The 10,509-nt window shown below is 42.1% G+C and carries 16 protein-coding genes; 8 read left to right on the top strand and 8 right to left on the bottom strand.

Annotated features, from left to right (window positions below; all coding sequences use genetic code 11):
- The coding region (locus G327_RS23860; RefSeq protein WP_019613124.1) for an ISAs1 family transposase at positions 1 to 342 on the top strand (342 nt) is incomplete at its 5' end.
- A 67-nt stretch (positions 343 to 409) separates the two neighbouring features.
- Here the strand turns inward: G327_RS23860 and G327_RS0102175 are convergent.
- The 6 genes from G327_RS0102175 to G327_RS0102150 all read right to left on the bottom strand — a co-directional run bounded on the left by G327_RS0102175 (position 410) and on the right by G327_RS0102150 (position 3,900).
- The gene (locus G327_RS0102175) at positions 410 to 667 is read right to left on the bottom strand and encodes an HP1242/YdcH family protein (RefSeq protein WP_019613123.1); all 258 of its coding nucleotides are present in this window, start codon (positions 665 to 667) and stop codon (positions 410 to 412) included.
- A gap of 165 nt (positions 668 to 832) precedes the next feature.
- The gene (locus G327_RS0102170; protein WP_019613122.1) at positions 833 to 1,327 is read right to left on the bottom strand and encodes a CreA family protein; all 495 of its coding nucleotides are present in this window, start codon (positions 1,325 to 1,327) and stop codon (positions 833 to 835) included.
- 50 nt (positions 1,328 to 1,377) lie between these two features.
- Positions 1,378 to 2,154 carry a Zn-ribbon-containing protein gene (locus G327_RS0102165; RefSeq protein ID WP_019613121.1) on the bottom strand — a complete coding sequence of 259 codons (777 nt, stop codon included), beginning with the start codon at positions 2,152 to 2,154 and terminating at the stop codon, positions 1,378 to 1,380.
- 2 nt (positions 2,155 to 2,156) lie between these two features.
- Positions 2,157 to 2,489: a hypothetical protein gene (locus G327_RS0102160; RefSeq protein WP_019613120.1), complete on the bottom strand. Its 333-nt coding sequence runs from the start codon at positions 2,487 to 2,489 to the stop codon at positions 2,157 to 2,159.
- 37 nt (positions 2,490 to 2,526) lie between these two features.
- Positions 2,527 to 2,841 (bottom strand): DUF3301 domain-containing protein, encoded by a 315-nt coding sequence (locus G327_RS0102155; protein ID WP_019613119.1) that lies wholly within the window; start codon positions 2,839 to 2,841, stop codon positions 2,527 to 2,529.
- Between the two features lie 15 nt (positions 2,842 to 2,856).
- Positions 2,857 to 3,900 (bottom strand): DUF3549 family protein, encoded by a 1,044-nt coding sequence (locus tag G327_RS0102150; protein ID WP_019613118.1) that lies wholly within the window; start codon positions 3,898 to 3,900, stop codon positions 2,857 to 2,859.
- 100 nt (positions 3,901 to 4,000) lie between these two features.
- On the opposite strand from G327_RS0102150, the gene G327_RS0102145 reads away from it, so the two are divergent.
- From G327_RS0102145 to G327_RS0102125, 5 genes are read left to right on the top strand one after another with little or no spacing between them, the layout of a single operon-like run.
- On the top strand, positions 4,001 to 4,348 hold the full coding sequence (locus G327_RS0102145) for a YqcC family protein (RefSeq protein ID WP_019613117.1): 348 nt from the start codon (positions 4,001 to 4,003) through the stop codon (positions 4,346 to 4,348).
- A 16-nt stretch (positions 4,349 to 4,364) separates the two neighbouring features.
- Positions 4,365 to 5,174: a tRNA pseudouridine(65) synthase TruC gene (gene truC / locus G327_RS0102140; protein WP_019613116.1), complete on the top strand. Its 810-nt coding sequence runs from the start codon at positions 4,365 to 4,367 to the stop codon at positions 5,172 to 5,174.
- A gap of 14 nt (positions 5,175 to 5,188) precedes the next feature.
- Positions 5,189 to 5,977 carry a hypothetical protein gene (locus G327_RS25885; protein WP_019613115.1) on the top strand — a complete coding sequence of 263 codons (789 nt, stop codon included), beginning with the start codon at positions 5,189 to 5,191 and terminating at the stop codon, positions 5,975 to 5,977.
- Positions 5,978 to 5,991: 14 nt separating this feature from the next.
- Positions 5,992 to 6,387 carry a hypothetical protein gene (locus tag G327_RS0102130; RefSeq protein ID WP_019613114.1) on the top strand — a complete coding sequence of 132 codons (396 nt, stop codon included), beginning with the start codon at positions 5,992 to 5,994 and terminating at the stop codon, positions 6,385 to 6,387.
- Between the two features lies 1 nt (position 6,388).
- Positions 6,389 to 6,709: a YqfO family protein gene (locus G327_RS0102125; RefSeq protein ID WP_019613113.1), complete on the top strand. Its 321-nt coding sequence runs from the start codon at positions 6,389 to 6,391 to the stop codon at positions 6,707 to 6,709.
- Here G327_RS0102125 and G327_RS0102120 read toward each other — a convergent pair.
- Positions 6,706 to 7,182: a YcxB family protein gene (locus G327_RS0102120; RefSeq protein WP_019613112.1), complete on the bottom strand. Its 477-nt coding sequence runs from the start codon at positions 7,180 to 7,182 to the stop codon at positions 6,706 to 6,708. The two genes, G327_RS0102125 and G327_RS0102120, sit on opposite strands and share 4 nt — an antisense overlap.
- Before the next feature lie 81 nt (positions 7,183 to 7,263).
- Positions 7,264 to 8,232: a glucosaminidase domain-containing protein gene (locus G327_RS0102115; protein WP_019613111.1), complete on the bottom strand. Its 969-nt coding sequence runs from the start codon at positions 8,230 to 8,232 to the stop codon at positions 7,264 to 7,266.
- A gap of 327 nt (positions 8,233 to 8,559) precedes the next feature.
- On the opposite strand from G327_RS0102115, the gene G327_RS0102110 reads away from it, so the two are divergent.
- Both G327_RS0102110 and G327_RS0102105 read left to right on the top strand, forming a co-directional pair.
- Positions 8,560 to 8,940, top strand: a complete 381-nt coding sequence (locus G327_RS0102110; RefSeq protein ID WP_019613110.1) for a hypothetical protein — start codon at positions 8,560 to 8,562, stop codon at positions 8,938 to 8,940.
- 294 nt (positions 8,941 to 9,234) lie between these two features.
- The gene (locus G327_RS0102105) at positions 9,235 to 10,500 is read left to right on the top strand and encodes a TolC family protein (protein WP_019613109.1); all 1,266 of its coding nucleotides are present in this window, start codon (positions 9,235 to 9,237) and stop codon (positions 10,498 to 10,500) included.
- Positions 10,501 to 10,509: the final 9 nt, after the last annotated feature.

The following is a 10,509-nucleotide window of genomic DNA, read 5'->3' as shown; positions in this document are numbered from 1 at the left end:
ACATCGGATGTATATGAAAAATCCACAGGAAAAGAGACCACAGAAACCCGTTGGTACATTAGTTCACTGAACTTAAACGCAGAACAAAGTCTACATGCAGTCCGTAATCATTGGCAGGTTGAGAGTATGCACTGGATGCTAGATATGACTTTTAGAGAAGATGAATCAAGGATTCGTAAAGGCCGAGGTCCACTTGCTTTTAATGTAATGAGAAAAATAGCGATGGGCTTATTTAAACAAGATAAGACAAAGTCGGCGAGTATAGCTGCAAAAAAAAAGATGGCAGCACTAGATGATGGCTATCGCTCAGCCCTTTTAGAATCAGGGATTAAAATGCGCTAGCCGTGTTCATTAAAGCATGATAAGGACAACTCAGGTTGTCCTTTTTCATTAACTGCCTTATAGATATTCAGGCGCGGCAGGATTCATGATGTTCTTTTAACTGCAGATATAATAAATCTTTTAATTGTGCTCTTTTTATTTTCAGCTGATTCATATGTTCATCATCTGTCGGGCTTCCTGCTATTTCAAGCTGGCGAATATCGTAATCGAGCAGGTGGTACTGCTGTGATTTTTCTTTAAATGTCGGACTGTCATGGTTGAGATGAACGATGTCCATTTTTAGTTCCGGAAAGTCGAGAATAAGTGCATGATTTTCATTTAACATATTGATCCCTCAGTAAAGAAAGTTAGCTTTACTATAGCATCGTAACTCTTTGAGCAAATGTAATTAGCTTATTTATGTCGAGCAGAGCTGCTTGTTAATAAATGTATTGCCGGACGGAGGGAGGGGGGCCTGAAAAAGGGACTGCATTCAGCCCCTTTTTACTCTCTATTTAGTTTCAGTAACCGGCGTGTTGTAAGCTTTTGTTCCCCACAGTGGAACAGTAGACATCGAGTGTTTAAAGCTGCCGTTTAACTCTTTAGTGCTGAAAGCGATATAAATAAGCGTCTGTGTTGACGGATCAAAAATACGTTTTATTTTCAGACTTTTAAAGAGGATGCTTTTGGATTTTTTAAAAACTAATTCGCCGCCTTTAGATTTGTCTATTTGAGTCAGCATTGCCGGGGTTATTTCACCGGTCTGGCGGCAGCTGATTGAAGAGTCTGACGGATCAGAAAAGTCCAGGTCAGCGACAATATTGGAAATATGACAGGTTACACCGGAAACAACCGGGTCGTTGAGTTTTTCAATTTTAATATCTTTAGTAGTAAACATGCCTAGTGAAACATCACCGACTTCATCTTTAGAGCAGCCTCTTAATCCAAAAAATACGATCACTAATACAATCAGCAGGGCGGCGAATATTTTTATTTTTTTTAACATGATTTTTATTCCTCTAATTACTCAAGTGTTAGCAGAAAATAGTCTGATGCTTACTTTTTGAAATCCCAGGACAGGTTAGAAACTAGCTGGCATTTATCACATTTAAAGTCGAAAATATCAAATAACGGTGCTGCTAATTTCCACTCACCACCGCAGCTTGGGCACTTACGCTGCTGTTCTTCCTGCAGGTTTTTTCCTGCAACCCGATAAAGGTAGTAATAGGTGGGCACCTTAGTGACAAATTCAATCCGCTTACACAGGTTCGTGCCGCGGTAGTAGAGTTTGCTGTCGACTTCCCCAATCTCTTTTAATGCATAGCTGGAAACCGCGGAGCCGTTCATCTGCAGTTCATCGCAGTTTATCCACTCTTCCTGCCATTTTAGAACACTTTTACGGTCGCCGTTGCTGACAGCCTCCGGAGTGCGGTACAGCGGAATAGGCGCAAGCGTTTCACCGCAGCGAAGTGGTGAACAGGTATCTAAAAATGTGGTGTATAAAACCTGCCACTGCGGCTGGGTGTCTGCAGCGCACTCCAATGAATTTAAGTCTTCTGCGACGGTTTTAATTTTTGGGGTAAGTAAACCCGCTTCAGTTAACTGATTTAAAGCGTGTCTTACCTGCGGACTGTTAAAAGTTTCCTCTAAGCTGTTTTCTTCCGGGCAGACTAAGCGGCTGACAAACCAGCCTTCAAACATCGCAATGGGGAATTCACGGCCTAAAATCTGCCCGTTATAACGGAGCATATCAAAGTAATTGTTAATTGCTCTTTCAACGGCTGCGTATTGAGTATTCTGGTAACACTCAAATGTAAGTTCTTTAATAAACACGGTTACTCTTTATCTTCTGTGTTAAGTTGTTTTTGCAAGGTTTCAAGCTGCTCTTTTAAATCAGCTATCTCAGTGAACAGCGGTTTTATCATCTGTTCAATTTTGATTTCTAATAATGCATCAAAACTTGCTGCACCTTCACTGTCTGCTGCTGCAGTCAGTGCCGGCTCGGATGGAGAGTTGATCTCTTTATCTGGATTTTCTCTCCAAAGTTTCAGACCTTGAATAATTGCCGGCAGCGGTACATTTTTCGGCAGGCGTGATTTGATCAATGCGGTATTAGGTACTTTCCCTTCTTTCGCAATTTGCTGAGCAATTAAAATAATACGATCCATTATAGAAATATCCTGTATAAAAAATGTTTAGAGAAAATTAATGCAGTGTGTTGGGATCTTCAAAAGTACGATACACAGGCAGCTCAAAACGTGGTTTACGTAACCCCGATATGAACAGCCGTCCCTGATAGCTGTTATCGTTATCACTGCTGAATTCAAATACAAAACTGGCCTGTAGAAAGTCTCTGCCAAGTTTAAAATTAAAGTTAGAACGAGAAACTGACAGTAACTGCAGATCCAGTTTAAAACAGTGCTGAGTGATCAGTTTTTTGGCATATTCAGACTGCTGGCGCAGCTTCCAGATAAGCGTACCCGCTGAAACGCAAAATAAAATAAATAGCAGACTCGACATGACTTTCCCGTTTGTTTAAGTTGTTTTAATGCCTGAAAAAAGGACACCGATAGCCTCTGATAATGCAGGTGAACGTGCTGGTAAACGTAATTGTTTAAGCACTTTATCGCGCAGAGACGGAATCGCGACTAAATCAGCAAACAGCTGCGGAAACAGTGACGGCTGATTATTTGCTAAGGCTTCTAGAAAGCGGTTAAGCAGTGTTTCATCTTCCAGCATTGTCCATAATCGTCCAGCAATACCAACATACCAGTGCGGGTTATGAATTAACTCCGAACTGAACTGTTTTTCTAAAAGCGCTTTAGTAATACCGGCAGCTGGTGCGCTGGCTAAAGCGCGTAATAATAAAATGGCACTGTCCTGGTGATCCGCCTGCAGCTCTATATCGGCCTGCCGGACAAGTGCTTCTGCCAGACTGGTACTTATCTGATCCTGGTTTTCTAAACATAAGGCTAATGACTGCAGAGGCTGCTGCGGTAAAAACGGCAGCGCAATAATCAGATGCTCCTGATTATTATCATGATTTAAACGTGCCGTTAAATCAGCAATACCTTGAATGCCTAATTCCTGCCAGTTATTCCACCCTGCTGCGCCTGAAAAGTAGTGCGCGGCTGCTTGATAAAAAGAGGAGGGGGGACGGATCAAGCCGGTATTCACGGCCGCATTAAAAATAGCTAACTTTTCTGCCGCGGGTTTAAATACAAAGGGGTTGCTGGCCAGACGCTCCTGCAGTTTTTTGCTGATATCGACGGTTAAGTCTTCGCCGATCGCTTCAACCACCATTCTTATAAAGCTGCTTTGTGCGGTAATTTTCATCAGTCCCTGTTCATCGAGCGGCATTTTTAAAAACCAGATGAAATGTTCTTTTTGTACGCTGGTCTGCCAGAATGTCAGGGCAATATAAGCGTGCTGCTGTATCGGATACGGATAGGGCTGTTCATTATGTGCAATTTTTTCAAAAACACTGCTGGCTATTCTGCTGACTTTACGTCCCAAATCATAAACTCGAAACTGGCATTTAGATTCTTGTAAAAATTCAGTAAGGGTATTCATGCTCATAATAATATTATTCTGTTGTTCATAATGTACTGAGGATTATACCCCATTGACTAACTAGCTGGTATATTATGTCACTAACTAATTTTGCTAAGTAACAGATATGACTGATAGAGAGAGTGAATTAAAAAAACGCCGCCTGTTGCTTGAGCTTTTAAATCAGCTGGAAAGTGAATTGCGCCGCCGGAATTTATGGCAGGAAATACCGCCTGATGCAGATGCGCTTAACAGCACTGAGCCTTTTTCTATTGATAAACTCAGCTTTGTGCAGTGGCTGCAGTTTATCTTTATCGTAAAAATGGGACAGATTTTACAGTTTTCAGAGGCGCTGCCGGAGAGTTTGTCGCTGTCGGCAATGGCCGAAGAGTATTTTAAACCTCTGGCGGTTAACAGCACCGAAATAGAGAAGATCATTGCCTCTATTGATAGTGTTTTTAATGACAACAATTGAAATTTAAGTGAAAATAATGAGTGATATAGAAAACAATCAGCTTGAAAACCAGGAGCTGCTTTTCAATGAAGCATTGGAAGATCAGGATCTTGATATTGAAACGAGCAGCCCGGATCTGGATATTTTATATCAGGATGAACATCTGGTTGCTGTGAATAAACCTTCCGGGCTTCTGGTACACCGCAGCTGGTTAGACAGTCATGCCACAGAGTTTGCACTGCAGAAAGTGCGTAATCAGATCGGCAAATATGTATTTCCGGTGCACCGCCTGGACCGGCCGACTTCCGGGGTTTTATTGTTTGCGCTTGATAAAGAAAGCGCGCGTAATTTGATGCATCAGTTTGCTCAGCACAGCATGGAAAAATCTTATCTCGCTGTGGTGCGCGGCCATCTAGGGGATGGTGAACTTGATTATGCACTGAAAGAAATTCTCGATAAAATTGCGGATAAAAAAGCCAATGTAGATAAACCGGCGCAGCAGGCATTCACGCAATACCGCTGCCTGGCGCAGACCGAACTGCCGATTGCAGTAAGACCTTATGATTCATCGCGTTACAGTCTGATGTCGCTGACACCTAAAACCGGGCGTAAGCATCAATTGCGCCGTCATATGGCACATCTTCGCCATCCGATTGTCGGGGATACCTCACATGGAGACGGTAAACATAATGCGATGTTTCGCGATGAATTTGCCAGTCATCGTTTACTGCTGCACGCGGAATTTTTATCTTTTAAACATCCTAAAACAGATCAGTTAATTACCGTTAACGCCCCCTTAAACGATGAATTTAAAAAACTGTTATCAACAATAAAATTAGATTATTAACCGGAATAATGAAAATGCATAAAAGAATTAATCAGATAATTATTGTGGCTGTTGTTGTATTCGGCGGCATCTATTTTCTGCACAGTAAAATTAACTCGCCTGAAGAGTGTAAAAAAATAGCCGGTGTCTGGAATGAGTCTGAACAAACCTGTGAACAGACTCTCAGCCAGATAATTTATGAAAACCTGTCTGCCGCTTATCCTGTCAGCATGGATTACCCGGAAACAGATAAACAGGTTGTATTAGATAAACAGGAAAAGATTGATAATAGCTTTTATCTGCGCGGTCACTATCAGGACGTTTTACAGGAAGCTGCTGATGGAAAAGAAGCGCTTTATGACCGTGGCTCTCTTTATCTAAACATGTCTAAAATGGTGCTGCTGACTGAAGCTGAAAGAGGTCTCATTCATTTTGCTGCACCTTTTGTGGTTAATACTGCCGGCAGCGGTGTTTTTGTTTATGTCGGTCTGTTTTCCTATGACTCTGTCAGCAAACAAAGCCGTCACTTAGATTCTGTCCTGCTGGGAAATCGTGTTCGTGAAGAGAAGATTAATCTCTTCGATAATGAGATTCGTGTTGACTATTTAGGCCATGCACAAGGGCAGTCCAATGCAGATTACCCGACAGAACCCTTTGAAAAAACGCTGCTGCTGTTAAATTTATCGCAGCAAAACGAAGAAGCGAAATTTAAACAAGTGAAGCGTATGCATTCCAGCTGGGATAAAAACCGGGACGGTATTAATGACTGCGAGTCAGAAGGAAGCTGCGATCATACTGTTGACTACAGTAAAGCCCGTCCTTAAGCGACTGTTGCAGAATGACATTGGCGTCGCTTACTGCTGATCTGTATACACCGCTTCTGGTACTTGCTTATCTGTATTACTGGAAAAAAGAGACGCAGGTAAAACGGCGCCTGCGCATTATTGTATTACTGCTCTCTTTAACTCTTGTTTATGGGCTGATGCTCCTGGATAACAGTTTAAAAATCTGGCCGGCCTTAGCCATGGACTACAGTACTCATAGCGCACTGGCTTTAGTATTTGTTATTGATATCAGTATGAAAAATAAAAAAATGCTGTTATTCGCACCGCTGTCATTATTCATCTATTTTTATCTGATGTGGTTTCTTGATTACCATAGTGTCGCGGATATGCTGACTACCAGTATGGTTCTGCTGCCTGTACTTTTTTACCTGCACAAAAAAGGAAGATGAAATGTATCAACTGGTGTTTTATGTACCCGGCGAGTATGTTGAGAAGGTTAAATCTGCGCTGTTTAATGCTGGAGCCGGGCGCATTGGCGAATATGAGCAGTGCTGCTGGCAGACGTCGGGCCGCGGACAGTTTCGTCCGCTCGAAACAAGTCAGCCCTTTATTGGCTCTGTTAATCAACTGGAGTCTGTTGAAGAATATAAAGTAGAGATGGTTTGTGATAAAAAGCTTATCAAAGCAGTACTGGCCGCGTTAATTACCAGCCATCCCTATCAAACGCCGGCCTACAGCGTTTTTGAAATGAAAACCATAGAGGACTTTTAGGCGTTTTTATTGTGCTGCTTAATAAAGTCGCTTACCTGCTCGTTGAGCACTGCTTTAGAAAGGTAGTTAAGGGCACCGTTTTCTAAGGTCAGCATCAGCCCTTTAGGTGTTTCATCGACCTTAGCGACTTCTGACCACTGCAGCTGCGTATTGTTATATAAACTGTTTATTTTAACCCCCTGCTCATCAATGGTTAATTTGATGGTATTACCCGAATTTTTACTCCACATCTGTCTGGTTAACCACCAGGTACGTTTGTAGCGAAAGCTAAAATACTCTAAGCCGGCTAAGGCCATTAAAAAGAAACCTAAGGTTTTCTGGCCCTGTATAAAAATGACAATAAGCAGGCCGCCGAGAAGTAAAGCCGCCATAAACTTGTACCTTGGATTTTTATTTTTTGTAAAGGGTAATGACTGATCAAAACACTCTTCGAAGTGCTGGCGGTTGAGTGTAAATTCAGATTCAAACTGCATAAATCATGCCTTAATAATTGATATATAATATAAGCATCGCTTTGCTGAACGGTGCCTGTATTGTCAGGTTAAACGGAATGTTTAATTGCCGCTGGTGATATGAACTAAACGATTATCAGCAAGATAAGCCTGGTCTACTTTAGCCAGTTCATTATAACTGATCATTTTCTGCAGTCCCTGCGCATAAACCTGACCGCGCTCTGAGTACTTATCAAGCGTACCAGCCAGTTTATAACCGCTGATTTTCTGATCACTGACGCGTAATTCTGCTCGTAAATCACGCAGCGGCTGATAAACACTGCCGCTGTTAAGATTAAGCATATAAGCCTCTACCGAACCAAGCGGGCTGTTAAAACGTGCCACACCGTAATTACCCAGCTCTTTACGCTGTGCTTTGGGTTTCATACCGTTACCGCTGAAATCCCACTGACCGAAAAAGGCATTTCCTTCAAGGGCAAATCGCGATGTTGCCCAGCCGCTTTCTTCTGCCGCCTGCGCGAGTGCTAAAGAAGGGGGCAGAATATCAACACGCTGCAGAAGAGATTTACGTAAGGTTTCATCTAAGACTGTTTTACTGTCTTTGATAATACGGTATTTAAGTGCAAGCTTGATTAATTCAGGCGAGTCTAACGGGCTGTCTGCTGCTGTTTCACGTTCTTTGAGTATTTTTTCATTAGAGATCAATATCAGTGGTGTCATTAAACGGAAAAAGACACTTTTTTTAGTGTCGACTGCAAGTTTAGGTGACTGAGTCTGCCATTTTTTACTGATACCTGAAAAAGTTAAACGCGGTACTTCACGGGGGCCTTTTGCCCACTGTTCACTGCTGTACTGGTATTTATCAAACAGGGCATTTAATTCAGTAAGTGAGTTGATCGATACTTCCAGCGGCAAAGTTATGAGCGGTGTCTTTTTTGGAACGGCAGCAGTTTCGGTTTCTGTGTTTGTTTCTGATTCTGTTTCTTTTTCTGTATGTTCAATACAGCCGCCCAGCAGCAGGGAGGTGCTGACCAGTAAAGATGCCGTAGTGCGGTAAATAATTTTTATCATTGTCTCATTTCCTAAGGATTCAATCGTAAGCGGCTAGTTCCTTAAGCGACCATACTGTTAGCTTGCTGCTTGTTTTAAAAGACAGGCATTCTAGCAGAATTTTACAAATATACCCAAGCTGCCTGCATCTTCAAATAATTTAGGTCTAAGTATTCCTATCTTCATAACCTGTCCGTAGTGCTTTTTGTGTATCTAGCGTATTGAAAATAGGCTTGTATTTAATAAAGTAAAGTCCGTGAAAATAGACTGTAATCAATAAACGCCTATTGACCTTACCCTTAGGTAAGCCTCTAGAATGCGCCTATCCGATTCGCAGCCTGGTTGAATATGAACCGTTTTATTACTTTAATACTAATACTTAGCACACTGTTAACTTTCACTCAGAAAGTGACGGCGTCTGCTTTTGTTATACAGAGTAATAATATGGTAATGGCGGCAGATTGTCCTATGTCGCATATGTCAGACAGTACGGCATCGGCAGGCTCTGAGCAGATGAACCATAAGAGCCGCTGTGCAGCTGAACTAATGGTTCATACAGTGGACTGCCAAAATGATTGTGATTTGATAACAGCGCCGTCAGTTGTACATTTTATTGAGCATGATCATAGGCTTACTCAGTCTCACCGGCTGCTGGCCTACCAGGCAGTTCGTACCGCCTCCCCCCGTTATTTTCCTGAGTCATTATATCGCCCCCCTTTTCTAGCTTAATTGTTTTTTTCAGTTTTAAACTGAATCGCTATCTTGATTTTTAGTGTTTTGACTGAGCTATTGATCAAAAAACATATTAATGATTTGTTACCAGACAAGCTTTATTAAAACCTTAAACGGCTGTTTTTTTATTTAAAAAACAAGTTTAAAGCGGTTTATAAAGTAAGTGCTAACAAAGCTGGTTACGCTAAAAAACTACTTTTTCAGAGACTGTAGGATAACTGCCGCTTGGTTATTTTAATCACTCTGCAGCATAGTTTTTTCTAATGTAACCGGCAGAAAAGGAAAGAGAATATGAATATCTGTAGATATTTCTTTTTAAGCCTGACCCTGCTGCTTAGTTTTAACCTGACGGCACAAGGTTTTTTATTAAGTGAAGCCGAGCAGCTGGCGGTTGAATCCGATCCTGCGCAGAAAATATATCAGGCGCAGAAGAGCGCGCTGAGAGCACAGGGGGTGAGTGCGTCTACTCTGGCGGACCCTATGATAAAGCTGGGAATGGCAAATATCCCGACTGACAGTTTTCAGTTAGATCAGGATCCCATGACCCAGCTTAGTGTCGGTTTATCGCAGCAGTTCAGCCGCGGTTCACAGCTGGAGCTTGCACAGAAGGGCTTTAATCAGCAGTCAGAGGTAGCGGTTTATGCCGCTGTCGATCGTCAGCTAACGGTTAAAAAAACAGTACGTGAGTTATGGTTTAACATACTGTTTGTGGAAGAATCCAAGAAACTGGTTGAGGAAAATAAAAAGCTGTTCAGCGGCTTTTATAACGACCTGCAGTCACAGTTTTCATTAGGCCTGGCTGATAATGAAGACTTGATTGCCGCTGAAATTGAGCTGAGCAAATATGATGAAAAAACCGCTTTATTAACTCAGCAGTCGCTAAATTACCGCACTCTGTTAAGCGAGTGGATTGGCCAGAATGCTTATGGTTCTTTAGCTGCCGATATTCCCGAGTGGAGGGATACCCTGGCTTATATTGAAGCAGACAAAGGTGCTGAGCAGCATTACCAGCTGTTAAGCAGTCATCCGCAGGTAAAGATGTTAGCGCAGAATATTTTAGTTGCTGATAATAATATTGAGCTTGCCGAACAGGATTATAAACCCAGCTTTAAAGTAGAAGTGGGTTACGGCCACCGCTTAAGTGAAATGGATGACGGCATGGCGCGGCCGGATCTGCTTAGTGGTTTTGTGTCCATGGATATCCCGCTGTTTACCGATAAACGTCAGGATCAGAAAATGATTTCCGCGCAGCAGATTAAAGGGCAGAAACAGGCTGAGCACCGTTTGTTATTACGTCAGCTTAATGCTTTGTTAGATGCTGAAATCATCAATTATCAGCAGCTTGCCTCCCGTCAGCTTCGTTATAAAGAGACTCTGCTTAAGCAGGCCAAATTACAGAGCAGACTCTTAGAGCAGAGTTATCAGTCTAATACCCGTCCTTTCAAAGAAGTTATTCAAGCTTATATCAATGAACAGAACCTCAGTATTGAATATCAGCAGTTGTATTTTGACGGACTTAAAAGCCTTTCTCAGATTCGTTATTTTCAGGCACTTTAACAGGAAAAT

The sequence above is a fragment of the Psychromonas ossibalaenae ATCC BAA-1528 genome, assembly GCF_000381745.1.
Taxonomy (GTDB): domain Bacteria; phylum Pseudomonadota; class Gammaproteobacteria; order Enterobacterales; family Psychromonadaceae; genus Psychromonas; species Psychromonas ossibalaenae.
The sequence above is the reverse complement of the archived record's forward strand: the minus strand, read 5'-3'. Positions and strand labels throughout refer to the sequence as shown.

Excerpts from the sequence above, each read along its gene's own strand:
- G327_RS0102115 (WP_019613111.1), bottom strand. The coding sequence starts at position 8,232 with ATGATAAAAATTATTTACCGCACTACGGCATCTTTACTGGTCAGCACC.
- G327_RS0102110 (WP_019613110.1), top strand. The coding sequence starts at position 8,560 with ATGAACCGTTTTATTACTTTAATACTAATACTTAGCACACTGTTAACT.
- truC (WP_019613116.1), top strand. The coding sequence starts at position 4,365 with ATGAGTGATATAGAAAACAATCAGCTTGAAAACCAGGAGCTGCTTTTC.
- G327_RS25885 (WP_019613115.1), top strand. The coding sequence starts at position 5,189 with ATGCATAAAAGAATTAATCAGATAATTATTGTGGCTGTTGTTGTATTC.
- G327_RS0102170 (WP_019613122.1), bottom strand. The coding sequence starts at position 1,327 with ATGTTAAAAAAAATAAAAATATTCGCCGCCCTGCTGATTGTATTAGTG.
- G327_RS0102105 (WP_019613109.1), top strand. The coding sequence starts at position 9,235 with ATGAATATCTGTAGATATTTCTTTTTAAGCCTGACCCTGCTGCTTAGT.
- G327_RS0102150 (WP_019613118.1), bottom strand. The coding sequence starts at position 3,900 with ATGAGCATGAATACCCTTACTGAATTTTTACAAGAATCTAAATGCCAG.
- G327_RS0102120 (WP_019613112.1), bottom strand. The coding sequence starts at position 7,182 with ATGCAGTTTGAATCTGAATTTACACTCAACCGCCAGCACTTCGAAGAG.
- G327_RS0102125 (WP_019613113.1), top strand. The coding sequence starts at position 6,389 with ATGTATCAACTGGTGTTTTATGTACCCGGCGAGTATGTTGAGAAGGTT.
- G327_RS0102130 (WP_019613114.1), top strand. The coding sequence starts at position 5,992 with ATGACATTGGCGTCGCTTACTGCTGATCTGTATACACCGCTTCTGGTA.
- G327_RS0102160 (WP_019613120.1), bottom strand. The coding sequence starts at position 2,489 with ATGGATCGTATTATTTTAATTGCTCAGCAAATTGCGAAAGAAGGGAAA.
- G327_RS0102175 (WP_019613123.1), bottom strand. The coding sequence starts at position 667 with ATGTTAAATGAAAATCATGCACTTATTCTCGACTTTCCGGAACTAAAA.
- G327_RS0102145 (WP_019613117.1), top strand. The coding sequence starts at position 4,001 with ATGACTGATAGAGAGAGTGAATTAAAAAAACGCCGCCTGTTGCTTGAG.
- G327_RS0102155 (WP_019613119.1), bottom strand. The coding sequence starts at position 2,841 with ATGTCGAGTCTGCTATTTATTTTATTTTGCGTTTCAGCGGGTACGCTT.